Here is a 17,439-nt window from a genome sequence, read left to right as displayed (position 1 = left end):
GAGCGGATTCATGGACGTGGGTTCGGCGTTAAATTTCGATTTCAGCCAGGCCTTTCGCTACTTGGTGCTGAATAGCTGGGCTTACGGACACCAGAGACCTTATTGGAGTAACAAAAAAGGGTTTGAAAAGCTAATGGACCTCAGTGACCTTATTTGGGTAAAAGACACTAAGTCAGATGCATTAGATCGCAAATAAAGCCCCTGGAGTCCGTTACAGCGGGAAATGATCGGGAAATTGATGAATAACGGCCCTACGGTCCGTTAAAAGGTAGGTAGGTGCAACAATGAAGAAAATCGCGTTGATTGGCTCGACCGGTTCCATCGGCACGCAAACACTGGATGTAATCCGGGCTTATCCCGGGGAGTTCCGGCTGGAAGGATTGGCGGCGGGCAGCAATCTTAAATTGTTTGCTGAACAAGTCCATGAGTTTCGGCCTCGTAAAGCCTCCGTTGCTACCAAAGAATTGGCTGATCGAATTCGTCCAGAGCTGCCGGAAGGCGTGGAGCTCTACTATGGCGAGCAAGGCTTAGTCGAAGTGGCGGCGGGAACTGATGCCGATACGGTTGTGACGGCCATTGTTGGCAGTGCAGGGTTGCCCGCGACACTCGCGGCCATTGAGGAAGGCAAACATATTGCACTGGCGAACAAGGAAACCCTCGTTACAGCGGGGCACCTAGTCACAGAGATGGCTCAGCGCAAAGGGGTCGCGCTGCTGCCGGTTGACAGCGAGCACTCAGCCATTTTCCAATGCCTAAACGGTGAGTACAAGCAAGAGGTTCGTCAAATTACGTTGACCGCTTCCGGCGGTTCGTTCCGGGATCTGACGCGAGAGCAGCTGCGGGAGGTTACAGTGGAGGATGCCTTAAAGCATCCCAACTGGTCGATGGGCGCTAAAATCACCATCGATTCGGCCACGATGGTCAACAAAGGATTGGAAGTCATCGAAGCGCACTGGTTGTTTGGGCTTCCCTTTGAGCAAATCGGGGTATTGCTGCACCCAGAAAGTATCATCCACTCCTTCGTTGAGTATCGTGACGGCAGTGTGATCGCCCAGTTAGGGACGCCGGACATGCGCGTGCCGATCCAATATGCACTGACCTATCCACATCGCTGGCCATCGGCGGCAAAACGGTTGTCCTTAGCCGAGATCGGGAAGCTGCATTTTCGGGAGATGGATTTCGAGCGGTTCCCTTGTTTAAGACTTGCCTATGAGTGTGGTAAAATAGGTGGTACGGCAACCAGCGTTTACAATGCCGCGAATGAAGTGGCAGTCGCCCGCTTTTTGAAGGGGGAGATTCCTTTCTTGCAGATCGAGGCGATCATTGAAACGGCGTTAGCCGAACATGAGGTGCAGTTTCATCCGGATCTGGAAACGATTCGTGAAGCGGATCGCTGGGCAAGAGCCCTTGCGGAGACACTTTGATTACGGTGAGGCTTTCGCTTCCCTAAGATGGACCTCGTGATCAAAAGCTGTAGGCGGCGGTATTCTCTTGTGCCTGATCGGAGAATATATTAATCTAAAGTAACGTTGGACGATCCGTGGCCAGAAGGGGGATGCTTACGCTTGGAATTGCTGAAAATCATATTTTTGACGGTGCTCATGTTTTTCGTCATCGTTACGGTGCATGAATGGGGACATTACTTCTTTGCGAAGCGTGCCGGCATTTTGGTACGGGAGTTCGCCATCGGGTTTGGCCCCAAGCTGCTGTCTTTTAAACGGGGTGAGACCCAGTTTACCTTGCGTTTGCTTCCTTTCGGCGGTTATGCGCGTATGGCGGGAGAGGATCCGGAGCTGATCCAGATTTCAGACGGACAAACCATCGCCTTGCGTCTGGAGAACGATCAGGTTCGGAAGATTTATCTGGACCGATTGGACAGTCGTAAAAACGTAATCCGCGGCGAAGTGCAGCACATCGACCTTGAGGACGATCTTGCGGTACGATTGGATGTGGACGGCGAAGCGCTCACCTACCGCGTGCATCCGCAAGCCATGCTGGTGGCGAAAGGCAAAGAGACGCAAATTGCGCCGAGAGACCGGCAGTACGGCAGCAAAACCGTAGGGCAGCGGGCTCTATCGATTTTCGCGGGTCCTTTGATGAACTTTATTTTGGCGTTTGTGCTGTTCGCCCTGCATACCCAAATGGCGGGGATTCCGTTGGATCAACCCAGCCACCTGCAAATCGGCGAGGTGATGAAAGGCATGCCGGCTGAGGAAGTAGGGCTCAAAACGGGCGATATCATCGAAAAGATCAACGGAACTCCGGTAGGAACCGATGCGAATAAAATGATCGACATGATCCAGGCTTCGAAAAACAAGCCGATGACGTGGACGATTAAACGCGGGGACGAAACTTTGAATGTCACCATTACCCCGAAAGGGGCGGAGAATGAGGACGGCAAAATCGGAAGCACGATCGTCACCGTTTTCCCGACGCGCAGCGCGTCCATTGGAGAGACGTTCCAAGTCGCCGGGGAGGACATGGTCAACACGACGAAGGCGATCTTTCTCGGGTTCAAACAGTTAATCAATCGCTTTAACATGGATGATCTGGGCGGACCGGTGCGCACCTTTGAAGTGACCGGCCAAATCGCGAAGCAAGGGATTGTTCAGTTAACCTATTGGGCGGCAATTTTAAGCCTCTATTTGGGGATCTTTAACCTGCTGCCGATCCCGGCGCTCGACGGAAGTCGTCTGATCTTCCTAGGGGTCGAAGCCTTGCGCGGCAAACCGATTGATCCCAACCGCGAAGGTATGGTACATTTCATCGGATTTGCGATGTTATTCCTGCTGATGATTGCGGTCACGTATAACGACATTTTGCGCTTGATTCACGGCTGATTTAAGACGGATACGCAGCTGACGGCGCAGGTGAATATTAAACTTGTGGTTTTTAACGGGAGGACAAAGGTTCTTATGGCAAACGAGGAGAAACAATTCGTCACGGAGATTACCCCGCAGGGAGTGGATTTTTCCCGTTGGTATATCGACGTTATCAAAAAAGCGGATCTGATGGATTACTCACCGGTCCGCGGCTGTATCGTATTTAAGCCGGACGGCTATGAAATCTGGGAGCATATCCAAGCCGAGCTGGACCGCCGCTTTAAGGAAACGGGACATCGCAACGCTTATTTTCCGCTGTTTATTCCCGAGAGCTTTTTCCAGAAGGAAAAAGAGCACGTTGAAGGCTTTAACCCAGAACTGCCTTGGGTGACCGAGGCTGCCGGTGAGAAGCTGGAGGAGCGTCTGGCGATCCGTCCGACCTCTGAAACGATGATTGGGCATATGTACGAAAAATGGATCCAATCCTACCGTGATTTGCCGGTGCTGATCAACCAATGGGCGAACGTGGTCCGTTGGGAGAAACGGACGCTGCCATTCCTCCGCACGAGCGAATTCCTGTGGCAGGAAGGCCATACTGCGCACGAGAACGAGCAGGAAGCCCGCGAAGAAACGATGCGCATGCTGGAAATTTACCGCGATTTCGTGGAAAATTATTTGGCGATTCCGGTTATCGTTGGGCAAAAAACGCCGTCCGAGAAGTTCGCCGGGGCGGTCGATACCTATTCGATCGAAGCGATGATGAAGGACGGCCGCGCTGTACAAGCAGGGACTTCGCACTATCTGGGCACTAATTTTGCGAAGGCGTTTGATATTCAATATCTCAACCGTGAGAACGTACGCGAATATGTTCATACGACGTCTTGGGGCGTCAGCACCCGGTTAATCGGCTCGCTTATCATGGTGCACGGCGATGACCGCGGGTTGGCGTTACCGCCGAAGGTCGCGCCGAAGCAGGTTATGATTATTCCAATCGGCCCGCCAAAAACTTGGGAAGCCGTCGTAGGCAGAGCGGACGAGCTGTTCGCCGAGCTGAAGAAAGCGGGCATTCGCGTTGGCATTGATGACCGCGCCGACTTCCGCCCAGGCTGGAAGTTTAACGAATACGAAATGCGCGGTGTACCGGTTCGTCTGGAAATTGGGCCTCGCGATATGGAGAACGGCGTTTGCGTCCTTGTCTCCCGCATCAGCGGCGAGAAGAAGGTAGTTCAACAGGACCGATTGGTCGAAGAGGTTCAGGCAATGCTGGAGCAGGTTCATCAGGAAATGTACGAGCGGGCCAAAGCGTTCCGCGAAGAGCATTTCTACAGTGTCGATACGCTGGATGAAATGAAAGCGAGCATCGAAGAGAAACGCGGCTTCACCCTGGCTGGATGGTGCGGTTCGGAGGCTTGCGAACGCACGGTGAAGGAAGAAACGGGGGCAACCAGCCGCAATATCCCATTTAATCCTCAAACGACGAAGGATACCTGCCTCGTTTGCGGGGATCCAGCGAAACATACCGTTGTTTTTGCCAGAGCCTATTAAGAATAACTTTCGCGTTACCGTCCCGCTAGAGTTTGGGGAAGCTGGGGACGCGGGCGAATGGCACAACCACAAGAGGGCTTTCGGCAGTAAGGCGCCTGCAGGCTTATCACGCCGCCGGCATCACCGCCGGAAGCCTTTTTTTTGAATCATGGGAAGAAGTCAGCAAGCAAGGTGAGGGGAGAGGACATGACCGAGACGCAAGACAAGAGAAACCGGCTGGAGCTGTTAATGAAGCAGGCGGATGTGCCCGCTTCGCTGATCGATCCGTATTTTCTTGACGGGCATATCGAAAAAGTAGAGGTCAGTCGCAGCAATCGGGAATGGAGAATCACCATTCAGAAGGACACGCTGGTGCCGGCCCAAGCCTACCGCACCTTTTGCCTGCGGGTCAGAGAACGGATGGAGCATATCGCCATCATTTCTTTTGAGTTTCATTACGGCGGCGGGTTGACCGCCAAAGACATTGTTGAAGAATATTGGCCGCTCTTTCTCGAATGGGTGAAACGCCAGATTCCGTCGGTCAATGGCTGGATGGCGAGAGCCGGGCTGGATATCGACGGCGATATGGTCACCGTAACATTTGGCGACGCTATGGCGCTGGAGTTGGCGCGGAAGAAACAGATTGACAAAGCCATCACCGTGTATTATGAAACCTATTTTGCCCTGCCGTTAAGAATCAAACTGCAAACCGGAGAGCCGAACGTCGAAGCGTTTGAAGAGTTCCAGCAGCGGATCGTGGAGGAAGAACGCGAAGTTATTCAACAGATGATGGAGAGCATGACCGTGGAAGCTCCTCCGGAAGAAGACGATGGGGGCGAAGTGGTCAAGCTGCAGCTTGGGAACGAGATCAAGGATCCGCCTGTACCGCTTCAGCAAATCCAGGACGAAGAGAAGAAGATTACGATTCAGGGGACGATTTTTGGCCTGGATCGCAAGGAGCTGCGAAACGGCAACACCTTGTTTACGTTTTTCCTGACCGATTTCTCCGATTCCCTGCAGCTGAAATTGTTCGCCAAAAATAAAGAAGATCTGAAGATTATGGGGCAACTCGCCAACGGGAAATGGATCAAGGCACGGGGGAAAGTAGAAATGGACCGCTTTATGCCGGTTCCCGAGCTGGTCATGATTCCGTCGGATCTGGTTGAGGTGCCCGCACCTCCAGGACGAATGGATAACGCGACGGAGAAGCGGGTTGAATTCCATCTGCACACGACGATGAGTACGATGGACGCCGTCACGCCGATTGGCGATTATGTGAAAATGGCGGCAAAATGGGGACATAAAGCGATCGCTGTGACAGACCACGGCGGTGTGCAAAGTTTCCCGGACGCGGCGAAGGCTGCGAAGAAGCATGGCATTAAGATGATTTACGGCGTGGAAGCCAATGTTGTTAATGATGATGTCGCGGTTGTGCTGAACCCGAGAGGGGACGAGTTGAAGACGGCGACCTACGTTGTATTTGACATCGAGACCACCGGTTTGTCGGTAACCCAAAACAAAATCATTGAAATTGCAGCCGTGAAGATGCGGGAAGGCAAAGAGATCGATCGATATGCGACCTTCGTAAATCCGCATGAACGAATCCCGTACCATATTCAACAGTTGACCAATATCAACGATGACATGGTGAAGGATGCACCTGATGTGGAGCCGGTGCTGAAACGGTTCGTGGAATTCGCCGAGGATGCGATTTTGGTGGCTCATAACGCACGGTTTGACTATGACTTTGTGAATGCCAAGCTCAAGGAGCTGGGCCTGCCAATCATGGAAAACCCTGTGCTTGATACACTGGAGCTGGCCCGGATGTTGTTCCCGACGATGAAAAATCACCGTTTGAATACCCTGGCTGCCAAGTACAAAGTTTCACTGGAGAACCACCACCGGGCGATCGATGATACCGTGGCGCTGGGTGAGATCTTAAACGGTTTGCTGGATGATGCATTCAAGATTGAAGGATATAAGACGCTTGATCGCTTGAATGATAAGGTCGGGAAAGACTTGTCCAATGCCCGTCCGTTCCATTGCGGGATCTATGCGCTTAATCCAGTTGGCAAGAAAAACCTGTTTAAGCTGATCTCGTTGTCGCACACCGAATATTTCAAGCGGGTGCCTTGTATTCCGAAATCCAAGCTGGTGGAGCTGCGAGAAGGTTTGCTGATCCTCTCCGGCTGCGAGAAGGGCGAGTTCTTCGAGACCGTACTGAACAAATCGGTGGAGGAAGCCGAAGCGGTTGCCGAATTTTATGATGTACTCGAAATTCAGCCGCTCACGATGTACATGCATCTCGTAGAAAAAGGGCTCGTTGGCAGCACGGAAGAACTGCAGACGGCGATTCGCAAAATCGTGGAGATCGGGACGAAGCTGGACAAGCCGGTTGTTGCTACTGGAAACGTGCACTACCTGGATCCGAAAGACAAGCTGTTCCGTGACATTACGATCCACGGAATTACCGGGTTCAGTCCGCTGAAGGAAATCCGCAAGCCGGATGCGCACTTCCGGACAACGGAGGAAATGCTGGAGGAATTCAAATTCCTAGGTCAGGAGAAAGCTTGGGAAGTGGTCGTCACCAATACTTCAGCGTTGGCGGACCGCTTCGAGGAGATCGAATTGTTCCCGGACAAGCTGTTTACCCCAATCATTGAAGGGGCCGACGAGGAGATCCGCCAGAAGTGTTACGATACCGCCAAATCCATTTACGGCGACGATTTGCCTGAAGTGATTGTGAAGCGGTTGGAGAAAGAGCTGGAGCCAATTATCAAATATGGGTTCTCGGCTAACTATTTGATTTCCGAGCGGCTGGTGAAGAAGTCGAACCAAGACGGGTATCTCGTAGGTTCTCGGGGTTCGGTCGGCTCATCAGTGGTCGCGTTGTTCCTGGGGATTTCCGAGGTTAATCCGCTGCCGGCTCACTATATCTGTCAAAATCACGAATGCAAATATAGCGAATGGTTCCTGGACGGCAGCGTGCCCAGCGGCTTCGACCTTCCGGACAAAAGCTGCCCGAAATGCGGCGGCAAATTGAAGGGCGAAGGTCAGGACATTCCGTTCGAGACGTTCCTTGGCTTTAAAGGCGACAAGGTCCCCGATATTGACCTTAACTTCTCCGGTGAATATCAACCGGTCGCCCATAACTATACGAAGGTCCTGTTCGGGGAGAAGAACGTCTTCCGTGCAGGAACCATCGGTACGGTTGCAGAGAAAACTGCGTTTGGCTTTGCCAAGAAGTACGAAGAAGAGCATAACAAGCATTGGCGCGGGGCGGAGCTCAACCGTCTCGCGGCGGGATGTACCGGCGTGAAGCGCAGTACCGGGCAGCATCCCGGCGGGATCGTCGTCGTACCGGATTACATTGATGTGGAAGATATCACGCCGGTACAGTACCCGGCCGATGACACCGAATCTGAATGGAAAACAACCCATTTCGATTACCACGCCTTCGACGCGAATCTGCTCAAGCTCGATATTCTGGGGCACGATGATCCGACGATGATGCGGATGCTGCAGGATTTGACCGGGGTCGATCCAACGACGATCCCCATGAATGACCCGAAAGTAATGAGCATGTTCAACTCCACGGATGCACTAGGGGTTACACCGGAACAGATCCGTACGCCGGTTGCCACATACGGGATCCCGGAGATGGGGACGAAATTTGTGCGCCAGATGCTGGTGGAATCACAGCCGTCTTCCTTTGCGGATTTACTGCAAATTTCCGGGTTATCGCACGGAACCGGTGTATGGCTGGGGAATGCTCAGGAACTGATCAAAAACGGCACTTGTAACATCAAAACCGTTATCGGTTGTCGTGACGATATCATGCTGTACCTGATATATAAAGCGGGAATGGACGCCGGCTTGGCCTTTAAAATTACGGAGAGTGTTCGTAAGGGGAAAGGGTTGACGCCGGAATGGATCGAGGAAATGAAGAAGTGTAAAGTACCGCAATGGTATATCGATTCTTGCTTGAAGATCCAGTACATGTTCCCGAAGGCGCACGCCGCTGCTTACGTTATCTCTGCGGTACGGACCGCTTACTTCAAGCTGTATTATCCGATCGAATATTATGCGACGTATTTCTCGGTCCGCGGGGAGGACTTCGATATCGAGTTGTGCTGCCAAGGGTACGAGGCGATTTACCGCAAGATCGAAGAGATTGAGCAGAAGGGCTTCCAGGCGCTGCCGAAGGAGAAGAACATGCTCCCGATCTTGGAAATGGCGCTGGAAATGACGGCACGCGGGTTCCATTTCAAGCCGATCGATCTGTATCGCTCCGACGCTACGAAATTTATCGTCGACGGCGATTCGTTGATTCCGCCGTTCTCGGCGCTTGCCGGGATCGGGGAGAACGCGGCCAAAAACATCGCCGCAGCGAAAGAGCAAGGCGAATTCCTGTCGATCGAGGACTTCCAGCAGAAGTCCAAAGCGAGTAAAACGATCGTGGAACTTCTCGGTTCCATGGGCTGTTTCCGCGGCCTGCCAGAGAGCAATCAATTGTCTTTATTTTAATCTAGCTGGCTGAGTTCAAAATTCGACTTTGAATTAACGTCTTGTATTGCCTCGTGATCCGAAGATGACTTTTTAATCTCCCGTTTGTTGAAGGATAAAAAAGACAGGTTTGGAGCACCGAGAAGGTTGGACGAAGACAGGACTGAGTAGCGGAGCGTACGAAAAGGTACGTGAGCAACGGAAGGCCGGGCTGAGTTCAAGATTCGACGCCGAATAAACAACTCGGTTTTGCTTCGTGATCCGAAGATGACTTTTTAATCTCCCTCTAGCAGTAAAGGTGTTTTACTTGTCACTTGGTATGTACTATGTTATAATTTTTTTGGCAATCATGAAGATAGAACCGTTGTTTAAAGAGTGGGGAAACCCACTCTTTAATCTTTGGTATATAGGATTAAAGTTGGAGGTAATGTACGCTTGAGCACACCAAAGATCAAAGCGACCGTCGAGCAAATGGTCACGCCTTATTTGGAGGAGAACGGCTTTGAACTGGTTGACGTGGAATACGTGAAGGAGGGCAGCAACTGGTTCCTCCGCGTATTTGTCGACAAAGAAGGCGGCATCGACATTGATGACTGCGGCCGGATCAGCGAATACCTTAGCGAGAAGCTCGACGAGAACGATCCGATTCCGTCGGCTTATTTTCTTGAAGTGTCTTCGCCAGGAGCGGAACGCCCCTTGAAGAAAGCCGAGGATGTCTCCAAGGCGGTCGGCAAAGACGTTTTTGTGACTACATACGAACCGGTAGATGGCCTGAAAGAATTTGAAGGCCGGCTTCTTTCCTTTGATGGGAACGAATTAGTTATTGAAGTGGGGAAGAAGCGTCACGCCATTCCATATAGCAAAGTTGCCAGCGCAAGATTGGCCATTATTTTCTAGTGTGACCTGCGGGGAATTATGAAAGGGGGAACTCGAGGCAAATGAGCATGGATTTTATCGAAGCCTTGAACGAATTGGAAAGGGAAAAAGGAATCAGCAAGGACATCTTGTTCGAAGCGATCGAAGCAGCGCTGATCTCCAGCTACAAACGTAACTTTAATACGGCGCAAAACGTGCGTGTGGATATGAACCGCCATACCGGCGAAATCAAAGTTTATGCGCGCAAGCTTGTCGTAGAGGAAGTCCTTGATCCGCGGACGGAGATTTCACTGCAAGCAGCACGTGAGATTAATCCGAACTATCATCTGGACGACATCACTGAAATCGAGGTAACCCCTCGGGACTTCGGCCGGATCGCGGCACAAACGGCGAAGCAAGTCGTGACGCAGCGTATTCGTGAGGCCGAGCGCGGACTGATCTATAATGCGTTCGTGGAGAAGGAAGAGGACATCGTAACCGGGATCGTACAACGTCAGGACTTACGTAATATTTACGTTGATCTTGGTAAGGTGGAAGCCCATTTACCGTTAAACGAATTGATGCCAAACGAGAAGTTCAAGCACGGCGACCGGATTAAAGCGTACATTACGAAAGTAGAGAATACGACGAAAGGACCGCAAATCTTGCTGTCCCGTACGCATCCGGGCTTGCTGAAGCGCTTGTTCGAGCTGGAGGTTCCGGAAATTTTTGACGGTGTTGTGGAGATTCGTTCCGTAGCCCGCGAAGCCGGCTTCCGCTCCAAAATCGCCGTATACTCCCGCAACAGCGAAGTGGATCCTGTTGGCTCCTGCGTTGGCCCGAAGGGGACGCGTGTACAAACGATTGTGAACGAGCTGCGCGGAGAGAAAATTGACATCGTTCGTTATTCGGAGAATGTTGAGGAATATGTAGCCAATGCGCTGAGCCCGTCCAAAGTGCTCGAAGTGCAGGTGTTTGAAGCGGAGAAGATGGCCCGCGTGATCGTACCGGATTACCAATTGTCGCTGGCGATTGGCATTAAAGGACAGAACGCGCGTCTCGCCGCCAAATTGACCGGTTGGAAAATCGACATCAAGAGCGAAACCCAAGCGGAAGAGGAATTCGGCAGAGAAAAAACCGAACAAGGCGAAATGCCTCAGGATTCCATCTCCGTGGATTAACGGGAGGTGGCAAGGATGAAGCAAAGAAAAGTACCGCTCCGCAAATGCGTAGCCTGCCAGGAAATGATGCCCAAGAAGTCGCTGATCCGGATTGTGCGTTCCCCGGAGGGCGAGGTGTCGATCGACTTAACAGGCAAAAAGTCAGGCCGCGGCGCTTATCTCTGCGGCAAGACGGAATGCTTTAAGCTCGCTCATAAATCACGTGCACTGGATCGGGCACTTAAAGCTCCGGTTGGTAACGAGGTTTACGAACAGCTCGCTCGCGATTTCTTGGCCGTCGAGGATGAATTCCTTGCTGCTCAGGCTCGAGAAGAGGATGAAGATGAATAAGGCCCAGCCGTTGTCCGGTCTTGGTCTCGCCATGCGAGCCGGTAAGCTGGTAACTGGGGACGAACTCGTCCTGAAATCGATTCGTTCAAGAGAAGCCAAGCTCGTCATCGTTGCGGGAGATGCTTCCGCCAATACACAGAAGAAATTCCGGGACAAATGCGGGAGCTACAACATCCCGCTGATCATCGGATTTGACCGTGAAGCGCTCGGGAGAAGTGTTGGCAAGCCGGAACGGGTTGTTCTGGCGATCACCGATCCAGGGTTTACCGAGATGATCCGCAAAGCGATCTTGAAAACATCGGAGGTGGAGTATATTGAGTAAACAAGAAAAACAAGATAAGCTCAGGGTGTATGAATACGCCAAATCGCTCAATATGAGTAGTAAAGAAATTATCACGATTCTTAAGCGTCTGAATATCCCGGTTAACAACCACATGAGCGTCATGGAGAATGATGCCGTAGCCCGTGTGGAACAGTTCTTCAAGGATATTAAAAGCAACGCGGCGGCGAAACGAGAAAGCTCGGGACGCAACGATTCCTCTGCCAAATCGCCGGCATCGGCTTCCGCAGGAGGAAGCCAAACACCGAAAGCTACAGCCGGAGAATCATCCGGTCATCGCGGAGATCAGGGACGCGGCGCAAACGCACCCGTAAAAAACCAAAATCAACAGGAAAAGCAGGTAAGCATGAATAATAAACCAAAAACAAACCAAACCAATGCAGGTGGCAGTACGGCAGTTCAAGAAAGATCGAGCCGTCCAAACGGCGGCAATCATCAAAACTCTCGTCCCCAAGGCCAAGGCGGTGGGAACACCTCAGGTGCGAACCGGAACCCGCAAGGGAACCGGGGAGCCGGGCAAGGCGGCCAGCGGAATGATAGCGGCCAGCGCCCAGCCCAAGGCCAAAACGGCGGCGGCAAAGGACAAGGGCAAAGAAAAGGGAATAACAACGGTGGCAAGAACCAAAGAGGTTACGATGATAACCGCAATGGCGCCAATTTCAAAAATAATCGAGGCGGTAAAGGCGGACGCGGCAAAGGGGCTCCGCAGCAGCCTCCACGCGAGAAGATCGACAATACGCCGAAGAAGATTATCGTCCGCGGTACGATGACGGTTGGCGAAACCGCCAAGTTGCTGCATAAGGACGCTTCCGAAGTCATCAAGAAGCTGATGCTGCTCGGCGTCATGGCCACCATTAACCAAGAGCTTGACCTTGATACGATCCAGCTGCTGGCAAGTGATTTCGGCGTTGAGGTTGAGGTGAAAATTCCGGTGGAAGAAGACCGGTTTGAAACGATCGAAGAGGTTGACGATGAGGCGGATCTGAAAGAACGTCCACCTGTCGTTACGATCATGGGTCACGTTGACCACGGGAAAACGACGCTGTTGGACGCTATTCGTTCCACGAATGTCACCGGCGGCGAAGCCGGCGGGATCACGCAGCATATCGGGGCATATCAAGTCGAAATCAACGGCAAGAAGATTACGTTCCTGGATACGCCAGGCCACGAAGCGTTTACAGCGATGCGTGCCCGCGGTGCCCAGTTAACGGATATTACGATTATCGTCGTTGCTGCGGATGACGGCGTGATGCCGCAGACGGTCGAAGCGGTGAACCATGCGAAAGCAGCAGGCTTGCCAATTATTGTTGCGGTCAACAAGATCGATAAACCGGAAGCCAATCCGGATCGAGTGAAACAAGAATTGACCGAGTATGAGCTTGTACCGGAAGAATGGGGCGGCGACACGATTTTCGTCAACGTCTCTGCGAAGCAAAAAATCGGCTTGGAAAACTTGCTTGAAATGATACTGCTGGTAGCCGAAGTGAACGAGTACAAAGCGAACCCGGATAAACGCGCTCGCGGTGCAGTCATCGAGGCTGAGCTCGATAAAACTCGCGGCCCGGTAGCTCGCGTATTGGTTCAACACGGAACATTGAAGGTCGGCGACGCTTTTGTTGCAGGAAACTGCTTCGGCCGCGTCCGCGCGATGGTTAACGATCGTGGACGCCGGTTGAAAGAAGCCGGTCCATCGACGCCGGTGGAAATTACCGGTCTGACCGAGGTGCCGCAAGCCGGCGATCCGTTTATGGTCTTCGAAGACGAACGCAAAGCGCGGTCGATCGCAGACAAACGGGCCACGATGCAGCGTCAGTCCGATTTGGGTGCCAATACTCGCGTGACGCTGGATGATCTGTTCCGCCACATCAAAGAAGGCGAAATCAAGGATCTCAATGTGATCATCAAAGCCGACGTACAAGGTTCGGTTGAAGCGCTCCGAGGCGCACTCGAGAAGATCGAGGTCGAAGGCGTTCGCGTCAAGATTATCCACAGCGGTGCCGGTGCGATTACCGAATCCGATGTCATCTTGGCGGCGGCTTCGAACGCGATTATTATCGGGTTCAACGTCCGTCCAGACAATCAAACGAAAGCGACCGCGGAACAAGAGAAGGTTGATATTCGCTTGCACCGCGTCATTTACAACGCAATTGAAGAGATTGAGCAAGCGATGAAAGGGATGCTTGATCCGGTTTATAAAGAGGCAGTTATCGGTCACGCGGAAGTCCGTAATACGTTCAAGATCAGCAAGGTCGGAACGATTGCAGGTTGTATGGTGACTTCTGGTAAAATTACCCGTTCGGCGGAAGTCCGCTTGATTCGTGACGGCATCGTCGTATATGAGGGCAAAATCGATTCGCTCAAACGTTTCAAGGACGACGCGAAGGAAGTTGCTCAAGGTTACGAGTGCGGGATTACCTTGGACAATTACAACGATATTAAAGAAGGCGACGTGATCGAAGCGTTCGTCATGGAAACTGTTGAACCGAAGTAAGGTGGGTGTCTAAAATGGCCAAAAATCGTACCGGCCGCGTAGGCGAACAGATTAAGAAAGAACTAAGCGTGCTCATCCAGAGTGAACTGAAAGATCCGCGCATCGGTTTTGTCACGGTGACCGGAGTCGATGTGACAAATGATTTGTCGCAGGCCAAAGTTTACCTCAGCGTATTTGGTGACGAGGAGCAGAAGAACGAATCCTTAAAAGGGCTGGAGAAAGCGACCGGCTTCCTGCGTTCTGAAATCGGCAAACGAATTCGGCTGCGCCACACACCGGAGTTGATTTTCAAAATTGACGAATCCATCGCTTATGGCAGTCGGATTGAGAAGCTTCTCGGCGAAATTACGCAAGAGCACAAAGAATGAAATATGAAGGGAATCGATAACTCATCATGAGTAATGGAGATTCCCAAAGGAGACGGCAATGCAGACGACCTATGAAAGGGATCTGAGTCAGACGAAGGAGTTCCTGACTCAGAATGATCATTTCCTAATTGTGTCGCATGTTCAGCCGGACGGTGACGCAGTCAGTTCCACCCTAGCGGTGGGCTGGCTTCTGTCATGTCTGGGTAAAAAATTCGTGATGGTCAACGAAGGCCCGATCCCTAAACGGATGCATTATTTGTGGCATGCAGATGAGATTCTCGATTTGTCGGTGACATCGCTTGACCGCAAATTTGATCATGTGATCTGCGTGGACTGCGCTGACTTCAAACGGGTTGGCAAGACCCATGAATGGTTTGCCGAAGGGGCACGCCTGCTGAACATCGACCACCATCCGACCAACGATCTATACGGGTTGGTGAACCTTGTTGTGCCGAATGCGGCGGCGACCGCCGAAATTTTGTTCGACCTAATCAACTATATGGATCTTCCGTTGGATCAGACGATCGCAACGGTGCTTTATACCGGACTATTGACAGATACTGGCGGGTTCCGGTACTCCAATACATCGCCCAAGGTGATGGCGGCTGCCTCCAAATTGCTAGAGTACGGCGTAGACGGTCCCGCTTTATCCGAATTGCTGCTAGAGCAAATGACGCTTCCGCAGCTGCGTCTGCTGACTCGGGCTCTAAATGGACTTCAGCTGACGGAAGACGGGAAGATTAGCTGGGTGTCGGTGACAGATGAGGACCTGCAGGCGACTGGCGCCGTTCACGAGGATATGGAAGGCATCGTCAATTATCCGCGGAATATTCAAGGAGTCGAAGTAGGCCTGTTGTTTAAGGTCATTAACGAACAAGCCATCAAGGTGAGTATGCGCTCGGCGGGCAAAGTCGACGTGGCTAAGGTGGCTCAAAGCTTTGGCGGCGGCGGTCATGTCCGGGCCGCTGGAGCTCGCATAGAAGGGACTCTGGACACGGTTGTCCCTAGAGTGTTGGAACAAGTGAGGCTGCAGTTATGAACGCATACGAAGGCATTTTGCCGATCCACAAGCCAGCCGGTTTTACATCGCATGACGTGGTTGCCAAATGCCGGGGGATTTTGAAAATGAAGCGGATTGGCCACACAGGTACGTTAGACCCAGCCGTCACTGGAGTATTGCCTCTATGTCTCGGCCGCGCAACGCGAATGGTGGAGTATTTGCAGGACTTGCCGAAGGAATACGAAGCAACCTTGGTGCTCGGCGTGGCGACCGATACTGAGGATATGACCGGCGAAATCATCGAACAGGTGAATGAGGTTCGGGTGACGGAAGAGGACGTTCGGCTTGTATTGTCCCGGTTTGTTGGCACAATCTCGCAAATTCCGCCGATGTATTCGGCGCTTAAACAAGACGGGAAACGTCTTTATGAACTGGCACGGGAAGGGAAAACCGTGGAGCGCAAGCCCCGGGAAGTGACGATCTATCAATTGGAGCTGATTTCGTTCCATCCGGAAGGGCCGCATCCGCGGATCTCTTTTCGCGCGTTATGCTCCAAAGGAACTTATATCCGTACGCTCTGCGTTGATATCGGACGTGCACTCGGCGTGCCTGCGGCGATGACGGAGCTAAAGCGGACGATGTCGGCGGGAATCACGGAGTCACATTGTCTGACGCTGGATGAGGTGGCCCGTCACGCGGCAAACGGATCGCTGCAAGAATATTTACTGCCGGTTGATCGAGCGGTGCAGCATTTACCGGCCCATACCGTTGCTGCCGAGAAGGTCAAGGCGGCATTGCAAGGTCAGCGGCTGTCCCCCTCAGTGGTAACTCCACCGGTTAAGCGCGGAGAAACCCTGCGGTTGTACAGCCCCGAACAGCAATTTTTAGGCATCTTCCGGGTAGAAGAGGGAGCGAAGGCCGTAAAGGCAGTTAAAGTGTTTCTACCCGAGTAGCCTTAAGAAATGCGCATTCCGAGGGAAATTGCAGGTGAGACGATCATGGAAACGATACATTTATCATATCCACTAAATGAACGATTTATAGAACAACATACCCGCCCGCAAGTGCTGGCGATCGGCCAATTTGACGGCCTTCACCTGGGACATGCCAGCGTAATTAATTCGGCTGTCCGGTTGGCTGGCGAACTCGGTCTTCCTGCCTCCGTCATGACGTTTCATCCCCATCCGAAGGAAGTTATGAAGAAAGGCGATTATGACGGATATTTGACGCCGCCGGAGGAGAAGGAACGTATTCTGCGCGAGATGGGCGTGGATTACGTATATATCGTTGAGTTTAACGACGCTTTCTCGCGTGTAAGTCCGCAGAACTTCGTTTCCGGTATCCTGGTGCCGTTGCAGGTGCACACTGCGGTAGTTGGCTTTGACTTCCGTTATGGCTACCGGGGGGAAGGGGATGCGAGCATGCTGCGTGAATTAAGCGGCAATGTCCTTGACGTGCACACCGTACCGCCGTTCCTGATCGACGGGGAGAAGGTCAGCAGTTCAGGGATTCGCAAAGCGCTGCAGGAAGGGAAGATTGAGCAAGCGAATCGTTGGCTCGGACGGACGTATACGCTGCGAGGGACCGTCATGCACGGCGAGAAACGCGGCCGTCAGCTCGGCTTCCCTACAGCCAACCTGAAGCTGGCGGAGCATTATGTCGTCCCGGCCAGCGGGGTCTATGCCGTACGAGTGACGCACGAAGGAACGACTTACTCCGGCGTGATGAACGTTGGAGTGAAGCCAACCTTTCATGAGAACGGCAAAATCTTTTGGCTGGAAGCCCATCTGTTTGATTTTTCCAGCGAGATTTACGACGAAAGCCTATCCGTGGAATTGGTTCACTATATTCGGGAGGAGCGCAAGTTCGGCTCCTTGGATGAGCTGATTGCTCAAATTGGACAGGATGCGGAAACGGCGAAACGATTGCTGAAAGATTCCTGAGAACCCTACCGATCCGGCACGTGTCAACTCATATAAAAATGTTACCGAAGGATAATGGTTCACTCACGTAATTTTGTTA

General features: G+C 52.3%; 14 protein-coding genes. All 14 read left to right on the top strand.

Annotated features, from left to right (window positions below):
* On the top strand, window positions 1-196 hold a 196-nt coding region (locus PBA01S_RS22980; RefSeq protein ID WP_218027454.1), incomplete at its 5' end, for a hypothetical protein.
* A gap of 88 nt (window positions 197-284) precedes the next feature.
* Window positions 285-1,424 (top strand): 1-deoxy-D-xylulose-5-phosphate reductoisomerase, encoded by a 1,140-nt coding sequence (locus tag PBA01S_RS17885; RefSeq protein ID WP_085278770.1) that lies wholly within the window; start codon window positions 285-287, stop codon window positions 1,422-1,424.
* Between the two features lie 141 nt (window positions 1,425-1,565).
* Window positions 1,566-2,840, top strand: a complete 1,275-nt coding sequence (gene rseP, locus PBA01S_RS17880; RefSeq protein ID WP_127576470.1) for an RIP metalloprotease RseP — start codon at window positions 1,566-1,568, stop codon at window positions 2,838-2,840.
* 75 nt (window positions 2,841-2,915) lie between these two features.
* Window positions 2,916-4,367 carry a proline--tRNA ligase gene (proS, locus tag PBA01S_RS17875; protein WP_009223045.1) on the top strand — a complete coding sequence of 484 codons (1,452 nt, stop codon included), beginning with the start codon at window positions 2,916-2,918 and terminating at the stop codon, window positions 4,365-4,367.
* A 186-nt stretch (window positions 4,368-4,553) separates the two neighbouring features.
* On the top strand, window positions 4,554-8,873 hold the full coding sequence (locus PBA01S_RS17870; protein WP_127576469.1) for a PolC-type DNA polymerase III: 4,320 nt from the start codon (window positions 4,554-4,556) through the stop codon (window positions 8,871-8,873).
* Window positions 8,874-9,287: 414 nt separating this feature from the next.
* Window positions 9,288-9,749, top strand: a complete 462-nt coding sequence (gene rimP, locus PBA01S_RS17865) for a ribosome maturation factor RimP (RefSeq protein ID WP_016312405.1) — start codon at window positions 9,288-9,290, stop codon at window positions 9,747-9,749.
* Window positions 9,750-9,790: 41 nt separating this feature from the next.
* Window positions 9,791-10,888 (top strand): transcription termination factor NusA, encoded by a 1,098-nt coding sequence (nusA, locus tag PBA01S_RS17860; RefSeq protein ID WP_028540088.1) that lies wholly within the window; start codon window positions 9,791-9,793, stop codon window positions 10,886-10,888.
* A 15-nt stretch (window positions 10,889-10,903) separates the two neighbouring features.
* A complete protein-coding gene (gene rnpM / locus PBA01S_RS17855) occupies window positions 10,904-11,218 on the top strand; it encodes an RNase P modulator RnpM (protein ID WP_028540087.1) in 315 nt (104 codons plus the stop codon).
* Window positions 11,211-11,540 (top strand): L7Ae/L30e/S12e/Gadd45 family ribosomal protein, encoded by a 330-nt coding sequence (locus PBA01S_RS17850; RefSeq protein WP_016312403.1) that lies wholly within the window; start codon window positions 11,211-11,213, stop codon window positions 11,538-11,540. Before rnpM ends, PBA01S_RS17850 begins: the two co-directional genes overlap by 8 nt.
* Window positions 11,533-14,049, top strand: a complete 2,517-nt coding sequence (gene infB / locus PBA01S_RS17845; RefSeq protein WP_127576468.1) for a translation initiation factor IF-2 — start codon at window positions 11,533-11,535, stop codon at window positions 14,047-14,049. Before PBA01S_RS17850 ends, infB begins: the two co-directional genes overlap by 8 nt.
* 14 nt (window positions 14,050-14,063) lie before the next feature.
* Window positions 14,064-14,417 carry a 30S ribosome-binding factor RbfA gene (gene rbfA, locus PBA01S_RS17840; protein WP_127576467.1) on the top strand — a complete coding sequence of 118 codons (354 nt, stop codon included), beginning with the start codon at window positions 14,064-14,066 and terminating at the stop codon, window positions 14,415-14,417.
* 58 nt (window positions 14,418-14,475) lie between these two features.
* Window positions 14,476-15,456 (top strand): DHH family phosphoesterase, encoded by a 981-nt coding sequence (locus PBA01S_RS17835; protein ID WP_028540085.1) that lies wholly within the window; start codon window positions 14,476-14,478, stop codon window positions 15,454-15,456.
* Complete coding sequence (truB, locus tag PBA01S_RS17830) at window positions 15,453-16,370, top strand: tRNA pseudouridine(55) synthase TruB (protein WP_016312400.1); 918 nt, start codon at window positions 15,453-15,455, stop codon at window positions 16,368-16,370. The genes PBA01S_RS17835 and truB overlap by 4 nt, the downstream gene beginning before the upstream one ends.
* Before the next feature lie 45 nt (window positions 16,371-16,415).
* Window positions 16,416-17,360: a bifunctional riboflavin kinase/FAD synthetase gene (locus PBA01S_RS17825; protein ID WP_028540084.1), complete on the top strand. Its 945-nt coding sequence runs from the start codon at window positions 16,416-16,418 to the stop codon at window positions 17,358-17,360.
* Window positions 17,361-17,439 lie beyond the last annotated feature (79 nt).

The organism is Paenibacillus barengoltzii NBRC 101215 (assembly GCF_004000745.1).
GTDB lineage: Bacteria > Bacillota > Bacilli > Paenibacillales > Paenibacillaceae > Fontibacillus > Fontibacillus barengoltzii.
This window is presented reverse-complemented; position numbering and strand designations above follow the sequence as displayed.

Bases quoted from the DNA above. Each gene is read 5' to 3' on its own strand.
- PBA01S_RS17885 (WP_085278770.1), top strand. From the start codon at position 285: ATGAAGAAAATCGCGTTGATTGGCTCGACCGGTTCCATCGGCACGCAA.
- proS (WP_009223045.1), top strand. From the start codon at position 2,916: ATGGCAAACGAGGAGAAACAATTCGTCACGGAGATTACCCCGCAGGGA.
- PBA01S_RS17870 (WP_127576469.1), top strand. From the start codon at position 4,554: ATGACCGAGACGCAAGACAAGAGAAACCGGCTGGAGCTGTTAATGAAG.
- nusA (WP_028540088.1), top strand. From the start codon at position 9,791: ATGAGCATGGATTTTATCGAAGCCTTGAACGAATTGGAAAGGGAAAAA.
- rnpM (WP_028540087.1), top strand. From the start codon at position 10,904: ATGAAGCAAAGAAAAGTACCGCTCCGCAAATGCGTAGCCTGCCAGGAA.
- PBA01S_RS17850 (WP_016312403.1), top strand. From the start codon at position 11,211: ATGAATAAGGCCCAGCCGTTGTCCGGTCTTGGTCTCGCCATGCGAGCC.
- rbfA (WP_127576467.1), top strand. From the start codon at position 14,064: ATGGCCAAAAATCGTACCGGCCGCGTAGGCGAACAGATTAAGAAAGAA.
- PBA01S_RS17835 (WP_028540085.1), top strand. From the start codon at position 14,476: ATGCAGACGACCTATGAAAGGGATCTGAGTCAGACGAAGGAGTTCCTG.
- truB (WP_016312400.1), top strand. From the start codon at position 15,453: ATGAACGCATACGAAGGCATTTTGCCGATCCACAAGCCAGCCGGTTTT.
- PBA01S_RS17825 (WP_028540084.1), top strand. From the start codon at position 16,416: ATGGAAACGATACATTTATCATATCCACTAAATGAACGATTTATAGAA.